This is a genomic window from Deltaproteobacteria bacterium, from assembly GCA_016183235.1.
GTDB lineage: Bacteria > UBA10199 > UBA10199 > DSSB01 > JACPFA01 > JACPFA01.
In genome coordinates, this window is the sequence record JACPFA010000047.1 from 1 (window position 1) to 21,436 (window position 21,436).

Below are 21,436 nucleotides of genomic sequence, written 5' to 3' on the forward strand. Positions count from 1 at the left end.
AGCGGGCACGGAAGCCTTCCGCGTTCTCGCCCAGAGGCGAGCCGCGGTTTTCCGTGCCCGCTAATCCGCATTGGGGGCCCCGGCGATTCCGCGATGGGTCGAAAAAGCTAACTCAACTGCAAAGCCACCTCACTCGCTTTTCAAATAATTCTCAAATATTTGCAGAGAAGTCTTTTCGGGGTGGGTAGAGGTAACTTGAGAGCCTGTAGCGCAGAAAGGAGGCCGTAGGAGGGCTAAAAAATTTTATTGTTTTTTTGAATTAGAGGATGACGAAGGAATACTCTAATTCAATTAAAAACAAAAAATTTTTTAGCCCGAGTAGGCCGACTGGGCGCGGGCTCTTAAGTTACCTCTACCCACCCCGAAAAGACGTGACACTAATTGTAAAGAAAATAAGGTCTGCCGGTGCGATTGGAAAGTTCTTGATGCACAGTTACGCCAAATACTTCGCGAATATTTTGTTCGGTCAAAACCTCTTTAGGATGTCCCATGCAATGAATCATCCCATCTTTAATTAAGAGTATGGTCTTGCACATCGCAGCGGCTAAGTTGAGATCGTGCAATACAGCTAGAATGGTCAAATTTTTTTCGCGATTAAGGCGCGTTAATAAAGAATAGATCACGGTTTTATGACGCAAATCAAGAAAGGTAGTGGGCTCGTCTAGTAATAAGATCCTTGGATTTTGTGCTAAGGCCCGGGCCAACATCACCCGCTCTCGCTCGCCCCCCGACAAGGTACGCACATCACGATCTGAAAATTGCAAACAGTCGGTTTGTTGCATGGCTTCTCGAACAAAGGCTAAATCATCAGCCGAGGGAGTTTGAAACAAACTTAGAAAAGGGGCCCTGCCCATCAAAGCAATCTCCCAAGCGCTAAAGGGATAATCCACATAGGCCTCTTGGGGTAATACGGCTAAACTTTGGGCCAAGGTTTTGCGTGGATATTCTTGCACGACTTTCCCCATCACCCGCACCTCGCCAATGTCGGACCTCTCTACACCAGCCGTCAATTTCAATAACGTTGTTTTGCCACAACCATTGGGGCCCAAAATACCTACAAAGTCCCCCGCCTCGATTTTTAAATCAAGCTTGGGGAAAATCATGCGATTTCGATAGGAAAATTGAACCTGTTGAAATTCGATGGCGCTTACCATTACCATAATTTAAACTTTTTCCGTCGTTTGAGTAGGTACACAAAGAAAGGCCCCCCTAACAAGGCTGTAATCACACCTACGGGGAGTTGAGTCGAATAGGTTTCGCCGGCAAAGAGTGAACGTGCCCCGGTGTCGGCGATCACCAAAAAGGTGGCCCCAAATAGGGCCGAAGCGGGTAATAACACACGATGATCACTGCCCATCCATAAGCGCATCAAATGGGGAATAAAGAGCCCCACAAAACCAATTAACCCCGATACACTCACACAAGCCCCAATAATGAGAGATGCTGCAAAAAAAATATTGCGTCGCACACGATGCGGATCGCACCCCAAGTAGGCTGAGGTTTCTTCGCCCAAAGCTAAAATGTTCATCTGCCCGGTTTGAAAAAATAAAAGCAAAACCCCAAAAATAACAATGCCGCTTACCAGGGCAATGTTAAAATAACTTTCGCCCGCTAATCCCCCCACCATTAAATACCAAATGCGATGGGCATTCTCAAAAGACACCAGTGAATTGATCAACATAATTACGGCAAAGGTAAAAGAATTATAAATAACCCCAGTTAATAATAACGTGTAAACCGGCAACCTCCCCTCCGTGGTTGCAATCCAATAAATGAGCATCATTGAAAAAAAACTGGCAAGAAAACTCAGGAGGCTGATCCAAGGCAAGCTCCACCCCAAAGAAATCCCCAACACACTTCCAAGGGCAGCCCCCCCGGAAACACCTAGAATAAAAGGATCCGCCAGTGGGTTACGCAGCAGGCATTGAAAAGACACCCCGCAGGCCGACAAAGCCATGCCCACCATAGCGCCCAATAAAATTCGAGGGAGGCGTGAATAAAATAAAATGGCATGCTCGACACTTTGGGAATCAAAGAAGGCTTTTTTCAGCGAAATAGTTTCAACACCTACCAGGCTCGCTAGCCCTAGCGTTACAACCAACAAAGCGGTCAAAACCAAAACAATTTTAATGAGTCGCCATTTACTGAAGTGAATGATCGCCATGGGCTAGGTTCCACAGATATTCATAACCTTGAACAACGCGGGAAGAAGCTCGCAATAAACTAATGGGCACTTTATAAACCCGCTTGTTTTTAATGGCAGGGACATTTTGTAGCCCCGGGCCAAAATCAGGGTCTAGACTGTCTTCGCTGCCCATGTACAGGTAAAAAATAATCTCTGGGGCTTTTAGCAAAATCAACTCCGAATCAACTCGCGGGTAAGGCAATTTAGAATTGCCAAACACATTGATCAACCCCACATAATCACAAGCCTCATTAAAAAAATTCCCACTGCCTACTACCACCAAGGGCCGATGCCCCACCACCAGCATGGCTTTCAGGGGTTTAACGCGCCCAGCTTTGTCTTTTAATTGATGAAGCCTTTGCTCCATCTCATTTACAATTTTACCGCCAACCTCTGCTTTGCCTAACAACATGCCCAATTTTAAAAAAGAGGCTCGAATGTCATTCAGGGTTTGAAAATTTAATTGTTCTACTCGCAAGCCCTGTTGCATCAAAAACAAAATATCTTTTTTGGAACTATTTTCTTCACTCGTCAAAATAAGATCGGGATGCAGGGTTAACACTTTTTCGACATTCACATTAATGTAGTCGGCCACCTTGGGTAACGATTTAACCTGCGCCGGGTAATCACAAAATTGGGTAACCCCCACTACTTGATCCCCTACTCCTAAAGCAAAGAGAATTTCGGTAATATTGGGTTTTAATGAGATGATGCGTTCGAAACTGTAGGCAGGCTTAGGGCTTACGATTAAGCAAAGAAACAAAATAATAGGGAACAGAATGGATCCCGGGTCAAGCCCGGGATGACGTTGGGCTGGGACAGCATGTTCAGGTAAGTGTTGTGTCATTTTGCTTTACTAAGGAGACCATAACCTACTGCACATATGACACAGGATCATGAGCCGAGACAAGGAAGATGAGCAAAAAATTCGGAGGCGTGGCCTAAGCCACGTTGATGAATTTTTTGTGAAATCTGACGCAGTCGTAGGCCATGAGCCGAAGTCAGATGTGTAGTAGGTTATGGTCTCCTTAGTAACTCTTGATCCCAATTTTCAAAAGTCTTTACCAGGCTATCGAGCGAAAACCCAATCCCCGCAATTTCTTGATTCTTCGTGTTAGTCAATATTTCTTGTAGTTTGATGGCCCGATCTTTAATTGCCCCAATGGCCTTGCGATACTGAGTGGGATTAAAATTAAAGGTATGCAAACTATCTCGCACCACCAGCAAGCTGGTAAATTCTAAATAAATTTTAGCCGCCTCTTGCACATTCCGATTTTCAATATTCGAAGAACCCTCAGATGTAAACGCACGCTTAAAATATTCTTTGGCTAATTTAAAATCGTTGATGGTTAAGGCAATTCTACCCTTTAGATAAAGGGCCTCTGCATCGAGAGGATGGTTCTCTAAATAATTCTCTAAAAGCTCAGCGGCTCGATCAACTTGGCCTAGATCAAACAATACCTTGGCTTTATAAACAACGATCTTAGGATTGGGCACAATGGCATTGGCAAGATCGTAAAATTTAAAGGCCGAGGCTAACTGGCCAATTTTTCGCAACTTATCAGCGATGCCAACCAAATAAATAGCCACCCTGGGGGCATAAGATTCTTTTAAAACCTCTACTTTTTCGGGATGCGCAAATTCGTTTAAAGGTGGGTCAAAATAAATTCCACTTAAATTTTTAGGCCAGCCTTGTTTGAGGCGATCAATATCTTTAGCTGTGATATGGGAATCACACAGCTCAAGCACGCGAGGGCGTGCTTCGTCTCGAATACTGCAAACATAAATTGATGCCATAACCTAAGCCCATTACGCCCTATGGCTTTCAAATGTCAACCTTGGCTGTCGCTTTAAACTCGGGATGTTCTACCACGACATAGCTGACGCCTTCCCCTTTTACTTTAAAATATCCAGCCGTCGCCAGCTTTTGCAACACGCCGGGAGCGGTTGATTTCCAAGTAATGCTTTCGCCATTATACGTAGAAGTAACCAACTGCTTGGTCCCATCATCAAAAGTGATTTGAACTTTTAATTTTAAGGTCTTGCCTACGGTTAAATTACTGAGCGTACTCACCTTTTTGCCCGTTTCATCAATGACACTTAAAGATGCGATTTCCACTTCTTCAGATTCAGGGGTGACCGTAGGGATAGGGGTCGGTTCGGGTTCTTGGGATGCCGAGGGTGCCGGGGTTGGCGCCTTGGAGGTGGTAGAATCTTCAGGGTCTAAAGGATCCCCCGGCAACTCACCATTATCACAAGGCCCTAAGGCCAAAAGCCATGGCAGAATGATTAAAAAACTAAATAATTTCAATATATTACGCGTTTTCATCGAAACCCCTTTTTGTATCGATATTTCAATATCGACTGGCTCAAGATTAAGTTGCCACCTGCTTTTGGGATTGCCGCTAGACAGACTATCCCTATTTTCGGTAGAATGTACTATTGGGAGGGAGTACTGGGGATGAGGGGAGTCCTTAAATTTCTTGCTGTTGCCTTTATTCAAGGCTTACTGCTTCAATGTAGCGGGGGTGATGCCTCACCACCGGTTACCCTGCCCACACCGGGGGCCGCCAATGCCAATGTTATTATGGTGACCTCGCCCGATGAAAATGGGTCGAGTAAAGTCGTTGGCGAGGCTGGGGCAGTTAATGCATCGGGAACGGTTAAGATTTATTCCCTAGATTCAACCAGTTTATTTCAATTACCAACCCGGTTAATTTCTAACATCGCCTACGCCCAATCGAATTTATTATGCAGCACCCTAGCGGACACCGATGGTTCCTTTAGTTGTTCCTTTTTGGCCAGCATTGGCACCTTGCTCTGCATTACTCAAGTTGATGCCAATGGTCAAAGCTCCGATTGTTTACAAAGAGAAGTCCCGGCTGGCATACCACCTTATAATTTAACCACCCTGATCGATGCCTCGATCGATGAGGCTAGCTCCATGACCTATTTGTTGGGGCAAGATGAAAATAACCAATACAAACTCAAAATTTTTAATAATCAAACCAAGGCTCATGCCGCAACTCTAACCCTGAATAATCTATCTACTTCCTTAGGCACGGCTCATTTAACGAGCGTGACCGCTTACAATGGTGAAGTGGTGATTACGGCTGACACTGAAGGCATGCTTTTCAAGATTACCCTCGATTCATCACTCACACCACAAGGCGAAGTGGCAACCCTGAATGTCGCTAGCGATCAACAATATGGCTGCAGTCTACCCACCTATGTGCGTTTTGACCCTGAACTCAATGCGGGCGAATCGAGCCCACGTTTCTTGCTGGTTTGCCAAAATAGCGGAGTCGAAAATCGCCGCTTCTTAGAATTTGATACTCAGCTTAATGCCGTGCATCGTTTTGGCCAAATCTCGGGCAGCAAATCCTTTGCCTTTGGATCGGAATACATGAGCCTGTCAACCAGTGGTGACCATGTGTGGTATGTAGGGGCAGGGTTGACCAATGGCAATACCGAAATTTATCGCCTCATTCCTAATGATAACAATCTCTTCACCATCAAAACTAAAGAAGTTGAAGGCCGGTTTCGCTCTTTTTCGTCGGGCGACAAAAGTAACGGCAGCGATGTGCATATTGGTATGGGGGTGAATCAAACAACTTCTTTGGCAGGAACCACGTTTTTGGAAAATGACGATGTGAATTTAAGAGATATTCCCTTAACCAACAACGTTACCGCAAACGATGCGGTGTGTTATCGACGTAGCAATTGCTCCACTGGTTATGTTTTATCGAGTAGCGAAAAATCGGTTTTTTCTATCAATTTAAGTTCGGACACCCCCACCGTACAAGGCACGACTTCTATTGGCGGCCTTCAACCCGCACGGCTCTTAGTCGACGAGTCTTCTGGCAAAGTTATTGTGGTGGATTACAAAAGCCAAGCGGTCTATTGGGTAGACTCACTCTAAGATTGCCGTTTCAATTTAATTAGTCTACAACTTTACCATGAAAAAAGGCTGGAAAAGACTCATTATTTTCCTATCTTTTTGTTTGGTGAGTCTCTTTATTTTTTCCATTTTGTTACGCTCGGAATCTTTTTGGCGTTTTGCTTTAAAATATATCAGCGCCTCGGTTCCAGGAAACTTCGATGTTCAAACTATTAAGTTTGATTTAGAAACTGGGACCATCCATCTTAAAAACTTAACCTATCAACGCGATAACAAACTTGTGCTTTCAATTGAAAGTGCGGATCTTAATCTCACCTACGCCTATGTTATTCGGGGCCTGCTGGGTATTAAAAACCTCAAAGTTCAAGGTTTTCTTTTTTACCAAGAAAATTTACCCAAAAAAGACAAGCCTATTTCAGGGCGTAATGTTTTAAAATTTTTATTAAAACACATCGTTATTGAACAAGGTACCATCGACCATGGCTATCTTTCCATGCGCATTGGCCATCAAATAACGGTTCCCCACTTACAGTTTAGTTATCGCAAACGCATCTTTGGCAATCATCGTTCTTCAATTCAAATCCCGCAATGCGACTACACCTTTAAAAATCATCATTTCAAAATCGAACAATTTGATTATGAAGGTAGAACCTCGCTTTCCACTTTTGGAAATTACAAATTTGTCTTGTCGCAAGCCAAGGGCAAGTTGGAGATTGGGCTGCTTACCTTTGATGATCAAGTGCATGCAAAACTAATGGGCACGCTCTTCATTGATGGCGACACGATTGGTTTAACCAAGAGTGCATGGGATGCCAACCTTGGCAAATTTAATTTGGCCTTTTTGATCAACCCTGAAGCAGAAGATTTACAGGTTGATTTTAAATCACAAACCCCGCTTGCCACGGAATCAATTCCAAAACTATCCCGCTACATTAAAAAATTAATTGAAAATTTTGAATTCGATCTTGTGGCCAAGTTACATCGCTATAAAAAATTGGAGAACCTCGACGGCAAACTCTACCTTACCTTAACCACCCATGGGAACAGTGCCAACCCCGCCGATCCCACCCAACAGCTTAATGTGCGGGGCAAAATTGACAATGGCAGCCTTAATCTCGATCAATTTCAAATCAAATCCCAAGAGACAGATCTTGTCGCCCAAGGCAAAATAGATTTTGCTAAGCAAAAATTCGACACCAAAATTCAGGCTAAAAAAATCAATGTAGAAACTTTATTGGGATATTTCACCGACATTAAAGTGGGGGGGCAAGCAAGTAGCGAAGGCACCATCCGTGGCGATTTTAAAAACCCAGAATTTCAATTTAAAACTCAGGCCCAAAAGGCCTTTTACTCCGCTCTCCATTTTGCTTCGAGTAGTGGCGATCTCAGCATCAAAAATCGCCAATTCAATTATAACCTGCAATCGCAAACCCAAGTTGGCAACATTACCTTTGGCGTAAAAATTGATGAGCTTTTTTCTAAACTCGCTCGGCGCGTCCAACTCAAAACTACTTTTGATCGTATTGATATTGGCGCACTGCTCAACAATCCTTTTCATAAGGGCTTGGCCTCGGGTTCTTACGAAATGGAGGTTTTTTCTAATAAAACTAAAAAAGGCATCTTGCGAGTCAATGGTTCAAACTATTACCTTGATCGATTTCACTTTGGCGATCTTAGTGCTGAAGGTGTTTTGGAAAACGATCAATTCACCATAAAAAATGTTAAGCTTGTCGTGCCTCAATATGGAGAAGTCATTTCGCCTGGAGTTGCTATTTTTCAATTTACCCCCGAAGTGGGTTTTACCATGAAGGCAAACCCCTTGTTGGGCATTCAAATTCAAGGCAAATATTTTTATGCCCGCCCGCAAGTGTTTGAAACGGAGTGGGACATTAAAAATGGTGACCTAAGATTGCTCGAGGCCTTGTTAGAATTGCCGCAAATCGAGGCCTATGCCGATGCCAAGATGAAACTCAATTTAGGGGTGGGGCTTGGCAGCACCAGCACCATGGAATTAACCGCCAGTCGATTTTATTTGCCCATCGAAGAGGGTGCCTTGCGCGAAGCCCGGCCTTTACGCCTCAATTATCAAAGTCCGCGGCTTAACTTCGCTGATGTTCAATTGAAATCAGAGGGAGAAATTTTAACCTTGCAAGGCGGTTTTGTCCCAGAAGGCGCTTTAGATATTCGTTTGTTGGGAAAACTAAACCTAAGTTTATTGAGAAATATGCGGAACTATTTTCGTGATGGCGCAGGGAACGCCAATGTTAATGTGGCTATTCGTGGCACGTGGGAAAATCCTTTTCTTGATGGCTCCATTGAATTTTTAAAGAGTTCTTTAGCCATTCGGCGTTTCCGTGGACTTTTTGAAAACATGACTGGGAAATTAATTTTTAAAAATTCTGATTTGGTTTTCGAAAACTTCAAGGCCAATGTGGCCGATGGTGAATTTAAAGCAACCGGGCACGTGCAATTGAATGGGCTTAGCCCCGCTTATTATAATTTAAAATTTTCAGCCCAAGAAACCACTATTGCAGAACCTGGCACTTACAAAATGGTTTTCAGTGGTGATTTCGATTTAAAGGGCCCAGTTGACAAGGCCTTACTGACTGGCACAGCCAACATCTTAGATGGAAAATACATCCGCAATTTTAGCATTGCCGAATCGGTGCTTAAAGCTGAACCTGCCTTTTATGCTGAACCAGGCGCGGCAGGGCCTATCGATAATATTGGGCTTAATCTTAAAGTGCGAAGCCCGGGTGAATTATCGGTAAAAAATAATCTGGCGCAGCTTTTTTTAAAAGCCGACTTAGAAGTTTACGGGACGGTCAAAAATCCAAAATACAAAGGCTTGTTGGAAATTATTGATGGTTACTTCAATTATTTTAATGTCGAATTTGAAAACGCCCAAGGTTATGTCGACTTTAAAGATAATCCCCAAAAAACTTATATCGACATGAAGGCTGAACGAAACTTTGAACGCTTCAACGATATCATAACCGTAAGTGCCCATATTCAAGGTAATACTGAAAATCCCCTCTTAACTTTTCGTTCAAACCCACCTATGGATAGAAAAGATATTTTAAGCCTCTTATTTACCGGCGCTTTCCCCGGAGACAGTCGGCTGGCCTCGCGTTCCAATTTGGCTTCTAACGTTTTGGTCTCTCAACTCACCACCTTCTTTGAAGGCCCGGTCGAACGCTATACCAAACTCGACATTTTTCGTTTAGAAGCCAATGAGCCTGAAGAAGAACAAGCCTCTCGTTTGGTGATTGGCAAACGTTTGACAGATCGACTCACGTTAGAATTTAAAACCGACTTAAACCCCGATAGCAATTTACGCACCGTACAAATGGAATATCTGCTTTTAGATAATATGCTTATTAAAAGCTCTCGCTCTACCGGGAACCGCTATAAATTAGACGTAACCTTTCGTTGGAAGTTGTATTGATGACCGCAATGTTTTATCGGTACCTATCAGCATTGTTGATTTTATGCCTGTTTTTCGACACGCAGGCGAAAAGCTATCCACCGCATCGCTCTCAATTAATTCAGGGTATTGAATTTTCCCCCTCCGTTGACGAGGCTTTATTAAAAGAAGTCATCCACCTCGAAGTGGGGGAACCCTTTAACGAAGAAAAATTAGACCATGCCAAACAAAATTTGCTCAAATGGGGAATTTTCAAAACCGTTGAAGCTGAAATTAAAAGCACGCCTAAAGGCGTTATCATTCAATTTAAATTGGAACCGGGTTCTACCATCCGTGATGTAATCATTAAAGGTAACTACCCTTTTTTAGAAACCAAAATTAAACGGGCGGTTATTCTTCACTCTGGGGATCTATATTACCCTGAAAAGGTGCCGGAACAAATCGATCGTCTCCTGCAATTTTATGAAAAACAGGGTTATTTTAATTCAACGGTTTTTATCGAAGAAGAATATTTTGAAAAAACGGGCAATCTCGATATTAAAATTCGCATCCAAAAGGGCAAAACCTATCGTTTAAGCAACATTGAAATTGAAGGGCCCAAGGGGCCGGGTCACAAACGATTCCGCAATATCCTTTTCACTTATGTTCACTACAAACCTGACCAACTGAAAAAAGATTTAGAAAAAATCAAAGCAAAGCTTGCTAACGATGGCTATGTGCGAACTCGAGTGAAACTTTTAGATGTGCAATTTAATCGTGAAACAAGAAAAGTTGCGGTTAAAGTGGGTGTTTACCCTGGCAAAAAAGTTAACATTGCCTGGGAAGGCAACGAAAAACTACAAACCTTTCAACTTAAAAAAGCCCTCACGCTTGATGAAGATGAAGATTATGACGAATACGCCCTCACCCACACGCAAAGCAAGCTTATTAGCCTTTACAAAGGTTTTGGCTTTACCCAACCCACCATAGAATATCGTAAAGAAAATTTAAGTGATGCTGAAGTGCTGGTGACTTTTGTCATTCAAGAGGGCCCACAAGAAATCATTAAACAGATCGGTTTTACCGGTAATCAGGCCGTATCTGACAAAACATTGCGAAAACAAATGCTCACCCAAGAAGAGGGTATTTTAGCTAAAAAATATTTTATCGAGCCTGTCTTCAACCAAGATTTAATTTCGGTTGAAAACTTTTTAAAAAATAATGGTTACCTTGAGGCCAAAATCAATGAATGGAGAAAAGAATGGAACCACTACAAAGATAAAGTTTTGCTCACCATCGACCTTAGCGAAGGCACCTTAAATTTAGTGGAAAGGGTTTCTTTTGAAACCACAAGTGAAGCCCCCTCAGAAATTGTTAAAAAACAATTGCTCACCCAAAGTGGGCAATATTTCAGCTACCTCAAACTCGAATCGGATGTGCGCTCGCTATTGATCGATTATGCCAACCGTGGCTACCCTTACGCCCAAGCCAAAACCGAACTTCACGAAATAAACCCACAAAAGTGGGAAGTGGTTTTTAAAATCGAGCCAGGGCTCAAGGTCAACATCGGCAAGATTTTGTTTGTGGGTAATATTAAAACCAAGAAATCACTTATCCAAAAAAATCTTTATTTAAAAGAAGGTGAAGTTTTTTCAGCCGAAAAATTAGAAGACTCTCAAAATGCGCTCCGCCGCCTGAACGTCTTTAATGCGGTTTCGATTCAAACCTTAGGGCTCACCGATCAACAAGCAAGGGTGCACTTGGTGGTAAGAATGGAAGAAAAAAAGACCCAACAACTCGATTTTGGCCTTGGCTACGACACCGACACAGGGTTCACCAGCAAACTCATTTACCAAAAAAATAATTTTTTAGGTCTTGCTAAAAATTTGCGTTTCGCCGCCATTGGGGGCGAACAATTACAAAAAGGTGAATTGACCTACATTGATCCTCGTTTGTTTGGCACTGGCTTGCAGTTTGTGAGCGGAATTTTTGCCCAACGTGAAGATCGCCCTTCTTTTGAAGACACTAAGTTTGGTGGATCTTTAGCCCTACTTTACGACCTCACTCACTCACTCACGGCTTTTACCCAATTACGTTTTGAAAATATCAATTTTAACGAGAGTGGAACCGATTTGGCGTTACTGGGCGATAGCGCCAGGGATCGCAATTTACTATCTTTGGAAATTGGTTCTACTTTTGATCGGCGAGATAATTTTGGTGATCCCCACAAAGGCTATTACCTTTCAGCGATCACCAAACTAACCAATGATTTTAATCAAATTGGGCTTGGGTTTGTTAAATTAACCACTCAGGCGGGCGTATGGTATTCACCTTTTTCAAGATTAACCATCGCCAATGCCTTGCGTTTTTCTTACATCCATCAATTTTCCAGCGAAAGTATCCCGGCCAATGAACTGCTTTATTTGGGTGGCGATGACACCCTGCGAGGTTTTGGCCGAGATGCAGTAAACCCCGCCGGTGGCAAATTGAGCTTGGTGCATAATTTAGAATTACAATTTAGACTGGTTAACAAATTTCAACTGGTGGGGTTTCTTGACTCGGGTACTTTAACCAACCATTTTGATGAAATTTCTACTCAATCTTTGCGGCATAGCGCAGGGATCGGCTTTCGTTATGTAACCCCCATTGGCCCGATTCGATTGGATTATGGTTTTATCTTAGATAAAAACCCTGGCGAAACCCCACACCGCCTACATTTCACGTTTGGATACTTTTTTTAATTAAAAGAACCCCCCATGGCTTGCTGAAACTGCCCTGAATAAAAATGAAATTCGACGTGGTTAAAACCTATCTTGTCGCCATCCATCAAGGCGCGAGAATTGATATCGGAAGGCAGCCGAGTCCCATTTAAGAAGGTACCATTTTTAGAGCGTAAGTCGCGCAAATAAAAACAACCATTTTCATGAATGATGGCCGCATGCACCCGCGAAATAAATTCATCATGAATGGCAATCGAAACCGCTGAATCATCACGCCCCACTAAAATAAGTTCATTATCTTGCATGGGCAAAGGCACTTCGAAATTCTTGCGAATAAGCCTGGGTAACCCCAGGGCTTCGGATACCGACACCGACCGCGGTTTAAACTTTAACCGCATGGTTTGATCAACTTGGTAAAATTCTTTTCTTAACCCCATAAACTTTGTGCTCCCTGACCTATTTTAAAGCAAATTTCATTCCAACCGAACGAAAAAAGTTTGGTGGGTTGTGAAATTTTATGAATGATTTCGAATGGTTGTAATATAAATTTAGCCATGGCCCATGGCATAAGGGAAAACTACTAAAATCTGGGGGGTTTTCACTACAGAAGGTATGCCCATCCTACCTACAACTGGGGTCTTAACTCCTCGCTACTTTTTTGCGCAATACGAGAGCTCCCAAGAGGGGAATCAAATAAAACATCCAACTCAAGGTGGAGTAAGCCTGCAGCGGCGCTAAAGTACAGCCACCACCACTTTCTGGCTGAGGGGTAGGCTCTACCACCATGTTTTGATCGCAGGCATCACCAATCTTGTCGCCATCGGAATCGGCTTGGTCGCTATTACCAATAAACTTGCAATTGTCGGTTTCATTGGGGACACCGTCGTTGTCGGAGTCGCCTTGAGGATTATCAGGGTCGCAGGCGTCGCCAATTTGATCGCTATCTGCATCTTCTTGACCTGGGTTTTTGACACTCACGCAATTGTCGCTCGTGTCAACCACACCATCTTCATCCGCATCTTCTTGTGAGACCGCCGATTCACAGGCATCACCCACCCCATCTTGATCGGTATCAGCCTGATCGGCATTGGCCGCTTGCGGGCAGTTATCAAGGTCGTTGGCCACACCATCTAAGTCACTATCGGCCAAGGCATCATCGGGATCGCAAGCGTCGCCCACCTGGTCACCATCGGCATCTTCCTGCCCTGGATTGGCATCGCCCACGCAGTTGTCTTGGTCATTGGCAACTCCGTCATGGTCGGTATCGGACTCGGGGGTGTCAACATCACACACATCACCAATCCCATCACCATCGCTATCGGCTTGAAGCCCATCGGCACCCGAAGGATTAGAATCGAGGGGGCAAGTATCGACGGAATCAATCCAATCATCACCATCGGTATCAACTTCTTTTGGATCCGTTTCGCCCACATCGACTTGGCCATTGCCATTTTTGTCTTCATCGGAATCATTGATACCATCATTGTCATCATCAGAATCACAGGCATCGCCACCTTGGAGGGCATGATCACCATCGGTATCCAATTGATCGGGGTTAGAATCATTAGGGCAATTGTCGCTACAATTTTCTTTTTCACCCGAGGCACAGATTTCTAAGGCTTCATCGTGGTTGATCCCATCACCATCCGCATCAGAGCCGGGGGGGAGATCACCATCTGGGTCGCAAGACTTACCAAACCCATCGCCATCTTCATCTAATTGATCGGGATTAGCATAAGGGCAATTATCAACCAGATCATCTATTCCATCACCATCATCATCGGGGTCACACATGTCACCTACCAGATTATCCCCTTCTTCAAGGGAATCTTGATTCGCTTGATTCGTATTCTCCGTATCCATCCATTGGCCTTCAAATTTACCATCGCCACCCATGATAGGCGGACAATTATCATCGGTGTCGATAACACCATCTGCATCATTGTCATCGTCACAAACGTCACCCATTCCATCCTCATCAAAATCGTCTTGATCTTTATTGGAATCGTTAGGGCAATTATCAGCTAAATCCTGAACATCATCCCCATCGGTGTCTTCAAACGGCGGGAGTGTAGGCGGTGGAGTGGGAGTGGGAATAACTTCTTCTTTTACCGTAATTTCGCCGGTGTTGGGATCAACCGTGGCAATTTCTTCATCATCAGCATCCACAATTCTAATATTTTGAAAGAGATTATAAAATTCTTCCGGATTATCACCCAGACTTGTATCATATCTTACATCATTGTAGATGGCATAAGGAGCAGCGTCTTTATCTTTCACTTTTAAGGTAAAATGAGTAAATGTTGCATTACGATTATAGATACTTAGACCATAAGTGATTGTGTTGCCATTTGGCCCCAAGGGCAAGCCACTCAAATCAATCACTAGTCGATTTTCTGTTTTGTCACTGCCTCTTAAGGTAAAATTGATTTTATCCTTATCACTATCAGAATCGTTCTTATTAGTAAAAGACAGGGGCCCATCAGGCTTAATATTAAGGGGCTTTTCAATACCATAAAGCTCTTCCCCGCACTCTTGGTAATCTGGCTTATTAAAATTAAAAATACCCCGCTCTAGGGTGTGGATTTTACCCACCCCGCCTTTGGCAAAACAAATGGAACATTTTTGAGGCTTACTGGTATCTTCTGGGCAATCAACGGCAGCCTGCCCATAGCCTGCACCCAATTGGATTAAAACCACCACCCCAATAACCACAAGAAATTTTTTGAATTGCATGGGACCCTCAATTTTTTATTAAGCCAACGATTTCAAAGTTCTTTTTCAAACCACCCCACCTTCAGTTAGAATATCGGACAATAGATAGAAAAGTTGCGAGTTGTTTTAGTGCAAAAACACTCATGTTTTCATGAGGATGATTCATGTTTCTTATTGATAGACAGGAATCTAAAACCAAGAGATAATTAAATAATGCAAAATTTCCTTAAGAAAATCATGCTATTCATTGGCAATCTGTTGCAAAGGGTCATGGGGCTTTTTGCTAAATCAAAGGCCAGTTCTGGGGCTGGCAGTACCCCTCGTGAAGAGGAGGCTGATTTGAGGCTCCATGATTTAAGTGAACAGGAGATCTTTCAATTGGTGCAGATTGTCGAACGGCTGGAATGTTCGAATTTGTTACCCAATTTAGCTGACAAAAAAATTCTTTATATTACTCCCAACGAACCGCATTATTTGCCACTCATCACTTCGAAAGGTGGCACCGACATTTACAAAGTGGATGTGTCGCGGGGGGAAATTTCAGAACAGCACAAAGCAGACACCTCTTGGACTTGGACTCGCAGCAGCATTGAATCGCTGCCCTTTAAAGAAAATTCTTTTCATTTTGCCTTTTATGCCTCGGCCCTTACTTGGCGATCGGATTTAGTGCAGCTCATTCCTGAAGCCTCACGTACCTTAGCCGACGGGGGTCGCTTGATTATCACTTGCGTTCACCCTTGTTTTGAATTTATCAACGCGCCCAAATTAGGTTATCAACGCAGCATCGAGAATCTTTACAGCGCTTTGCGAAAATCAGGCGTATTCGTGGAAGAATTTCGAGAAGGCACCATGGAAGAGGCCTTAAAATTTGTGCAGCTCAATCCCAAAAGGATGAAACAACTGCGAAACCTAAAAAAATTGCCCATGGTGTTAGCGCTCCGAGGCTTAAAAATTCGTCAAAGAAAAGGTAACTAAGTAGACCATGTTCTCCTTAGTAAATCACTTATGGATTCTATTGAGAAAAAACTTCAGCACAAACTCATTGCCTTGCCTGTCCCCACCGACCCTTTAGGCAATTACGTACCGGTGCAAATGCTTGACACCATCGCCTATGTTAGTGGCCAACTACCGCTTGTTGATAATGCGCTGATTAATTATCGGGGAAGGTTAGGCCGAGAGATCAATTTAGAAAATGGGCAACGGGCCGCCAAGGCCTGTATTCTGAATGCCCTAGGGCATTTGAAAAAAAGATTGGGCTCGCTCGATAAAATTAAACGCATTATTAAAATGACGGGGTTTGTGAGTGTGATGCCGGGTTATAAAGATCACGCCAAGGTGATGGATGGGGCCAGCGACTTTTTGGTCGAATTATGGGGGGAGGCAGGCAAGCATGCACGTTCAACCGTTGGGGTATCGGATTTGCCCATGGGGGCATGCATCGAAATTGAATTGATGGTGGAGCTTAGATAATGTTTTTGAGCCTTGTGCAGCCATGTCTCAAAAAAAAGATTGCTTCGCTGACGCTCGCAATGACATCACGGAGCTTAAATAAAGGGGCTTAAGGGTGGGGTTTCGCGCGATTCTCTTGAGCCTACTTCGCGTTTCTCAAAGATAAAATTAATTTTCCTAGCCAACGAATCAATATGAAAAGGTTTGGTGATGTAATCGTCGGCCCCGTATTGAAAGGCTTGCAAACGATCGTGTTGTGAATCTTTGGCGGTTAACATGATAATCATGATTTCTCGATATTGCGGATGTTCCCTGACAAATTTGCAAAGCTCAATACCCGACATCCCTGGCATCATGATATCGAGCAAAAGTAAATCGGGCGCAAAATCATCAAAGGCCTTTTTGGCTTCTTCACCCGAACCCACAGTTTGAATTTCGTATTGATCAGCAGGTAATAGACGGCTCACAATTTTGGAGACATACGGATCATCATCAACAACGAGGATTTTCCTCATAGCATTCATCTCCCCCTAAGCATGGGCCCGCAGCTCGGCTATCATGCTCAAATCTTGTAACCTTGACAAGGCTTGTTGCGTCAACGTTTTGAGTACAAAATAGATAGTCGGCTGATTTTACAAACCATTTTGGCCCATTTTACTTTAAGTTAAACCTTAAATTAAAATGAATGGGGCCCGCATAATAAGGCAAGGGTTGGGCTTGTTTCACAGCGGCAAGGGCAGCTTCGTCTAATAAAGAATGGCCCGAAGATTGGACTAACTGCACGTATTTAAGACTTCCATTTTGATGAAGTTCAAAGCGGATTTTGCTGATGCCTTGCCAAAATTGTTTTTTGGCCACGAGCGGATAGGTTTTGTGAGCTTCGATTTTGCGTTTGATGATACCAAGCACTTGATCATTGCCACCCTGACCACCTTTCTCACCACCCTCACCATTGCGTGTGTCCACCTCTGGCGAAAACCATGTCATCCCGGCCTTGAGCCGGGATCCATGACGGTGAAACAATCTCTTTTGTTTGACCGATGGGATTTGAGAGCCTTCCCTGAGGCTTTGTGAAGGGTTATGCCCACCGTTTTCTCCTAAATGAATCTTTAACCCTTGAATGCCCGACTGAATAAAGTGCGGTCGGGATTTTAATAAAAAGATAATTCCAACCCCGGCTAAAATATGCAGAAAAATCGACCCTACGACAAAATAACTCACTCGCCTCATTCTATTGTCTTAGCTTGTAAAACCGCCACAGGTCAATGGCCGCTTAGGTAATGCCTCAGTTTTGGGTGGAGAGTGCTTAGATTGTTTCGTCAGCCGTGCTTTTCGCGGCGACCCTAATGGGATTAGCAGGCATGGAAGCCTTCCGCGTTCCCGCCAAGCCGGGCCGCGGTTTTCCATGCCTGCTAATCCTCATTGGGGGCCCCGCCGCTTCAAGCAATGGCTTCCTCAACAATCTAAGCACTCTCCACCCAAAACCCGCTTAGTCACTAAAGGGGTCGAGGCGAATCCATTCAATGGAGAGGGTTTGTTCTATTTCGGTAATAGAAAGGATAGAATAAACGATCATGTGTTCTTTTTCATAGTAGGGATAGCGGCTCAAAAAAGCCAAGCCACATTGTTTTAAGCGTTTAATTTTCTGCGCCGTTACGGCCTCAAAGGGTTCTCCAAAAAAATTTTGGGTGCGATATTTTACTTCAATAAAATGAAACTCTTGGTCGTTTTTGGCGATCAAATCGATTTCGCCCCAACGGGTGCGGAATCGCCGGGTCAAAACCTTAAACCTTTGTTTAGATAAATATTTTTCCGCCAAGGCCTCGCCGCGCTTGCCTTTGATAACATTGTCGTGACTCATAGGAAAATTTATAAGCAAGAGGCATGCCAGGTAGAAAAATTTTCCCAAAATAATGGAGAACCAAATCTATTTCTCTACGATAACGATAGAAAGGGGTAGAGATATGGGCACAAAAATTGCTTGGCCATTATTTGATATCAATCTAGACGGTACGGTTTTTCCAGAAGAAATCTACACAGTTCGCACCTTTCATGAAGTTAAATTAGAATTGGGAAAGATTATTCCCCAACTCGCCGAAACCCCCCGAGTAGATCAAGCAACTTTAGACGTAGTGGTGAATCAATTGTTGGGGGCTTTTGATGCCATCGAGGCTGTCGAAGCTGAGCATCCTGCAGGGGTCACGCCTGTTTTAGGTACCATGCCAGCAGGCGAGTCAGGTCAAAAATTAGTAAATTTTGCCCAAGCGGTTATTTCCAACTACCGGCAATACTCGCCCGCAGAAAGGGAATATTTTAAAAGCGAGCTAAAGGCTCTTAAGGCATCAGATTTTAATCAAGCCGGCATGGGGCTTTCTAAAGACATTTTAGAAGATGGCCAATGGATCTCCACCCATTACGTAAGAATGGAACTAAACGATGGGGCGATTGGTTTAAGTGAAGATGAATTTAAATATTATGAACTTTATTATGCGGATTATAAAACTCAACCACGGATGGCCGGAAATGTATCGCTGTTATGGGGTGCAGTACCCAAGCCAGATTGGGATTTTACAAATTTTGGTAAAAAAGAAAAATTAACCGCACAAACTAATGCCAATTTATTAAAACAAAAAATTAATATTGAAGACCCTGCCCTTAAAACAAAAGTAGAAAAAATGATCAATACTCTGGCATCGGTTCCAACGGGGGCTAAATTATTGGCCGATGTTGTAGCGAAGCATACAGGGAGTAATTTTCAGATTCGATTACTAACGGAAGAAGAAAAGAAAATTATCCCCTTTAGTGATATTTTAGGTCAATTTTTCCATGATCAAAATGCGCTTGGATTTAACGGCCAAATTTTAAATAATTTACCCGACGAGATTTTGCCTGCCCAGGCCGCTAACCTTGCCCATGAATTGCTGCACTCAATTATCACGAAACGCCCAACCGGTGATGCTGCAACTATTAAAGAAGAGGAGTTATGCAATGAGACCGCCCAATTGGTATTGTGGGAATTGGGCCTTTCCCCCGTGCGCAATCAAGGACCAACCATCATGAGCCCAACGAACCGTTGGTTTGTGCTTTGGCATTCTTATAGCCCTAGAATATATGGGAAAGAAAGTACCGCTCAACAAGTAGCCACACGGGAATCGGCGTTTAGTTTCCTACCTTGGCGAAATTATATTGATCAGCAACGAGCATGGCTAATGAACGCTGCTTTGTCGGTTTATAACTAAAAATCATTTTATATCCATGAGTTAACGAACGTGGTTCAAGCCATGATGGGGGCCTCTAAAAAGGGCCCAGCTGCAAGGCGCCCGCAAAGACGCGACCGGAGCATATATGGAAATACGTGAGGATCGCGGCTTTGCGGGCAATCCTTCGCTTGCGCTCTGGACAGGCTCTGCAGATGGGTCGTTTTTAGAGGTCCCCATATGATGGGGGCCTACCTGACTGCTGAGGAAGATCATACATTCGTTTAGTTTAGATCATTTTATCTTTTCTCTTTTTCGTGTTCTCTAGTAATAGATTGCAGGAATACCTATTTAACTTACGAACTAAAGGGCCCTATTTATGAAAATACATCCATTTATTATTATTTTATTCCTAATACTCACAGCTGCTGGTGCAGGTGTAGGAATCAAAACTGGGGTTCCCTTAATTAGCTTAGGGGGTTTTATCATTGGCTTAGGTTGCTTTTTTATTTTTCGGGTCATCAGCCAGTGGGAACGCGCCATTGTGCTTCGCTTTGGCAAATTCAAAGGTCTTAAAGGCCCGGGGTTTTTTGCCATCATTCCCTTTGTAGATACCCTCCCCTACTTCATCGATTTACGAACCATCACCACGCCCTTTACTGCTGAACAAACCTTAACCAAAGACAGTGTGCCGGTGGATGTTGATGCAGTGCTCTTTTGGCGTGTCGTTGACCCCAAGAAGGCAGCCCTCGAGGTTGAAAATTATCGCAAGGCTATCGCCTGGGCCTCACAAACTGCCCTGCGAGATGTTATTGGTGAGACTTTACTTTCTGACATGTTGGTAGGTCGGCAGCAAATCGATAGCAAACTTTGCAACAAAATCGATTCAAGCACCGAGGCCTGGGGGATCAAAGTTTTATCGGTCGAGCTTCGGGATGTTAAAATCCCCAGTGGGCTTCAAAATGCCATGTCGATGCAAGCCCAAGCCGAACGGGAACGACAGGCTCGGGTTATTTTGGGTGAATCTGAAGTACAGGTTTCGGAGAAATTCCAAAAGGCCTCTGAGCGTTATGCCAATAATCCAACGGCCCTTCATCTTAGGGCCATGAATATTCTCTTGGAGGGTATGCGGGCTAATTCTTCGATCATCATTGTGCCTTCCAGCGCTGTCGAAACCATGGGGCTAGGGGCTATGACGGGCTTGGCGGCTTTAGCGAAAGAAGCCGGGAAATAAAGCTCTACCCGTGTTTAAAGTGACTCGTTTTCTGAAGCAGCCTTAAAAGGGCTGCTTTGAATGAATAGGATTGCCTGTGATGAACCATAGGAAAAAAATTGGGTTGCTATTATTCTTAAGCGTTTTGCTTGCCCTTGAGGCTCGTGGCCAAATTACTGAAACCAAACCAACCCATGACCCAGCGCTTCTCGGTGAGGTGATTGAGCAGATTCCTAAAATGCAAATGTACCCTTGCTCGGATTGTCATAGTGGCCCGGCTGATTTTAACACCACCCCTCGCAAACTCACCCAAGAACATTTAGAAAAGAAAATCCACTTTGGTAAAAATGAACCCGAGAAATGGTGTCAGACCTGTCATGACGAAGGTAATTATCTTAAGATGCGTTTGATAAGCGGTAAAGAGATCAGTTTTAACCAAACTTATCTTTTGTGTGGAGAATGCCATGGCGATGTTTACCAAAATTGGTTGCGCAACGCCCATGGGAAACAAGTTGGGTCTTGGAATGGCGCACGTCAAATCAATGCCTGTCCAGCTTGCCACGACCCCCATGCCCCTAAGTTTAAACCCATGAAAGCCTTAAAAATGCCGCCACCACCGGTCAACACTTTTTGGAGCTTATGAGCATGAG

General features: G+C 43.7%; 18 protein-coding genes. 8 read left to right on the forward strand and 10 right to left on the reverse strand.

Features of this window, described 5'->3' with window-relative positions:
- Positions 1-377: 377 nt before the first annotated feature.
- The 5 genes from HYU97_11725 to HYU97_11745 all read right to left on the reverse strand — a co-directional run bounded on the left by HYU97_11725 (position 378) and on the right by HYU97_11745 (position 4,514).
- A complete protein-coding gene (locus HYU97_11725) occupies positions 378-1,160 on the reverse strand; it encodes an ABC transporter ATP-binding protein (GenBank protein MBI2337417.1) in 783 nt (260 codons plus the stop codon).
- Entirely contained in the window at positions 1,154-2,164 is a 1,011-nt protein-coding gene (locus tag HYU97_11730) for an iron chelate uptake ABC transporter family permease subunit (GenBank protein MBI2337418.1), read from the reverse strand. Before HYU97_11730 ends, HYU97_11725 begins: the two co-directional genes overlap by 7 nt.
- Positions 2,142-3,032, reverse strand: a complete 891-nt coding sequence (locus HYU97_11735; GenBank protein ID MBI2337419.1) for an ABC transporter substrate-binding protein — start codon at positions 3,030-3,032, stop codon at positions 2,142-2,144. Before HYU97_11735 ends, HYU97_11730 begins: the two co-directional genes overlap by 23 nt.
- Positions 3,033-3,202: 170 nt before the next feature.
- Positions 3,203-3,982, reverse strand: coding sequence for a tetratricopeptide repeat protein (locus tag HYU97_11740; GenBank protein ID MBI2337420.1), 780 nt, complete (start codon positions 3,980-3,982; stop codon positions 3,203-3,205).
- Between the two features lie 28 nt (positions 3,983-4,010).
- Positions 4,011-4,514 (reverse strand): hypothetical protein, encoded by a 504-nt coding sequence (locus HYU97_11745; GenBank protein ID MBI2337421.1) that lies wholly within the window; start codon positions 4,512-4,514, stop codon positions 4,011-4,013.
- A gap of 132 nt (positions 4,515-4,646) precedes the next feature.
- Here HYU97_11745 and HYU97_11750 point away from each other — a divergent pair, with 132 nt between their 5' ends.
- The 3 genes from HYU97_11750 to bamA are packed head-to-tail and all read left to right on the forward strand — an operon-like array spanning position 4,647 to position 12,233.
- Positions 4,647-6,107: a hypothetical protein gene (locus HYU97_11750; GenBank protein ID MBI2337422.1), complete on the forward strand. Its 1,461-nt coding sequence runs from the start codon at positions 4,647-4,649 to the stop codon at positions 6,105-6,107.
- 37 nt (positions 6,108-6,144) lie between these two features.
- Entirely contained in the window at positions 6,145-9,534 is a 3,390-nt protein-coding gene (locus tag HYU97_11755) for a translocation/assembly module TamB (GenBank protein MBI2337423.1), read from the forward strand.
- Entirely contained in the window at positions 9,534-12,233 is a 2,700-nt protein-coding gene (bamA, locus tag HYU97_11760; protein MBI2337424.1) for an outer membrane protein assembly factor BamA, read from the forward strand. Before HYU97_11755 ends, bamA begins: the two co-directional genes overlap by 1 nt.
- Here the strand turns inward: bamA and HYU97_11765 are convergent.
- On the reverse strand, positions 12,230-12,649 hold the full coding sequence (locus HYU97_11765) for an FHA domain-containing protein (protein MBI2337425.1): 420 nt from the start codon (positions 12,647-12,649) through the stop codon (positions 12,230-12,232). The genes bamA and HYU97_11765 overlap by 4 nt on opposite strands.
- 202 nt (positions 12,650-12,851) lie before the next feature.
- A complete protein-coding gene (locus HYU97_11770; GenBank protein ID MBI2337426.1) occupies positions 12,852-14,948 on the reverse strand; it encodes a thrombospondin type 3 repeat-containing protein in 2,097 nt (698 codons plus the stop codon).
- A 192-nt stretch (positions 14,949-15,140) separates the two neighbouring features.
- Here HYU97_11770 and HYU97_11775 point away from each other — a divergent pair, with 192 nt between their 5' ends.
- Positions 15,141-15,902: a methyltransferase domain-containing protein gene (locus HYU97_11775; protein MBI2337427.1), complete on the forward strand. Its 762-nt coding sequence runs from the start codon at positions 15,141-15,143 to the stop codon at positions 15,900-15,902.
- Positions 15,903-15,932: 30 nt separating this feature from the next.
- Positions 15,933-16,397: a RidA family protein gene (locus tag HYU97_11780; protein ID MBI2337428.1), complete on the forward strand. Its 465-nt coding sequence runs from the start codon at positions 15,933-15,935 to the stop codon at positions 16,395-16,397.
- A gap of 74 nt (positions 16,398-16,471) precedes the next feature.
- On the opposite strand, the gene HYU97_11785 is transcribed toward HYU97_11780, so the two are convergent.
- The 3 genes from HYU97_11785 to HYU97_11795 form a co-directional block, all read right to left on the reverse strand.
- Positions 16,472-16,891, reverse strand: a complete 420-nt coding sequence (locus HYU97_11785) for a response regulator (protein MBI2337429.1) — start codon at positions 16,889-16,891, stop codon at positions 16,472-16,474.
- A gap of 139 nt (positions 16,892-17,030) precedes the next feature.
- Positions 17,031-17,606, reverse strand: coding sequence for an energy transducer TonB (locus tag HYU97_11790; GenBank protein ID MBI2337430.1), 576 nt, complete (start codon positions 17,604-17,606; stop codon positions 17,031-17,033).
- A 259-nt stretch (positions 17,607-17,865) separates the two neighbouring features.
- Positions 17,866-18,237: a YraN family protein gene (locus HYU97_11795; protein ID MBI2337431.1), complete on the reverse strand. Its 372-nt coding sequence runs from the start codon at positions 18,235-18,237 to the stop codon at positions 17,866-17,868.
- Between the two features lie 103 nt (positions 18,238-18,340).
- Here HYU97_11795 and HYU97_11800 point away from each other — a divergent pair, with 103 nt between their 5' ends.
- The 3 genes from HYU97_11800 to HYU97_11810 all read left to right on the forward strand — a co-directional run bounded on the left by HYU97_11800 (position 18,341) and on the right by HYU97_11810 (position 21,429).
- On the forward strand, positions 18,341-19,615 hold the full coding sequence (locus HYU97_11800; protein MBI2337432.1) for a hypothetical protein: 1,275 nt from the start codon (positions 18,341-18,343) through the stop codon (positions 19,613-19,615).
- A 337-nt stretch (positions 19,616-19,952) separates the two neighbouring features.
- Positions 19,953-20,807, forward strand: a complete 855-nt coding sequence (locus tag HYU97_11805) for a slipin family protein (GenBank protein ID MBI2337433.1) — start codon at positions 19,953-19,955, stop codon at positions 20,805-20,807.
- 79 nt (positions 20,808-20,886) lie between these two features.
- Complete coding sequence (locus HYU97_11810) at positions 20,887-21,429, forward strand: hypothetical protein (GenBank protein ID MBI2337434.1); 543 nt, start codon at positions 20,887-20,889, stop codon at positions 21,427-21,429.
- Positions 21,430-21,436: the final 7 nt, after the last annotated feature.

What these genes read in the sequence shown, in the direction of transcription:
- HYU97_11785 (MBI2337429.1), bottom strand. Translation starts at nt 16,891, where the DNA reads ATGAGGAAAATCCTCGTTGTTGATGATGATCCGTATGTCTCCAAAATT.
- HYU97_11745 (MBI2337421.1), bottom strand. Translation starts at nt 4,514, where the DNA reads ATGAAAACGCGTAATATATTGAAATTATTTAGTTTTTTAATCATTCTG.
- HYU97_11730 (MBI2337418.1), bottom strand. Translation starts at nt 2,164, where the DNA reads ATGGCGATCATTCACTTCAGTAAATGGCGACTCATTAAAATTGTTTTG.
- bamA (MBI2337424.1), top strand. Translation starts at nt 9,534, where the DNA reads ATGACCGCAATGTTTTATCGGTACCTATCAGCATTGTTGATTTTATGC.
- HYU97_11740 (MBI2337420.1), bottom strand. Translation starts at nt 3,982, where the DNA reads ATGGCATCAATTTATGTTTGCAGTATTCGAGACGAAGCACGCCCTCGC.
- HYU97_11770 (MBI2337426.1), bottom strand. Translation starts at nt 14,948, where the DNA reads ATGCAATTCAAAAAATTTCTTGTGGTTATTGGGGTGGTGGTTTTAATC.
- HYU97_11805 (MBI2337433.1), top strand. Translation starts at nt 19,953, where the DNA reads ATGAAAATACATCCATTTATTATTATTTTATTCCTAATACTCACAGCT.
- HYU97_11780 (MBI2337428.1), top strand. Translation starts at nt 15,933, where the DNA reads ATGGATTCTATTGAGAAAAAACTTCAGCACAAACTCATTGCCTTGCCT.
- HYU97_11735 (MBI2337419.1), bottom strand. Translation starts at nt 3,032, where the DNA reads ATGACACAACACTTACCTGAACATGCTGTCCCAGCCCAACGTCATCCC.
- HYU97_11765 (MBI2337425.1), bottom strand. Translation starts at nt 12,649, where the DNA reads ATGGGGTTAAGAAAAGAATTTTACCAAGTTGATCAAACCATGCGGTTA.
- HYU97_11775 (MBI2337427.1), top strand. Translation starts at nt 15,141, where the DNA reads ATGCAAAATTTCCTTAAGAAAATCATGCTATTCATTGGCAATCTGTTG.
- HYU97_11750 (MBI2337422.1), top strand. Translation starts at nt 4,647, where the DNA reads ATGAGGGGAGTCCTTAAATTTCTTGCTGTTGCCTTTATTCAAGGCTTA.
- HYU97_11725 (MBI2337417.1), bottom strand. Translation starts at nt 1,160, where the DNA reads ATGGTAATGGTAAGCGCCATCGAATTTCAACAGGTTCAATTTTCCTAT.
- HYU97_11800 (MBI2337432.1), top strand. Translation starts at nt 18,341, where the DNA reads ATGGGCACAAAAATTGCTTGGCCATTATTTGATATCAATCTAGACGGT.
- HYU97_11810 (MBI2337434.1), top strand. Translation starts at nt 20,887, where the DNA reads ATGAACCATAGGAAAAAAATTGGGTTGCTATTATTCTTAAGCGTTTTG.
- HYU97_11790 (MBI2337430.1), bottom strand. Translation starts at nt 17,606, where the DNA reads ATGAGGCGAGTGAGTTATTTTGTCGTAGGGTCGATTTTTCTGCATATT.
- HYU97_11755 (MBI2337423.1), top strand. Translation starts at nt 6,145, where the DNA reads ATGAAAAAAGGCTGGAAAAGACTCATTATTTTCCTATCTTTTTGTTTG.
- HYU97_11795 (MBI2337431.1), bottom strand. Translation starts at nt 18,237, where the DNA reads ATGAGTCACGACAATGTTATCAAAGGCAAGCGCGGCGAGGCCTTGGCG.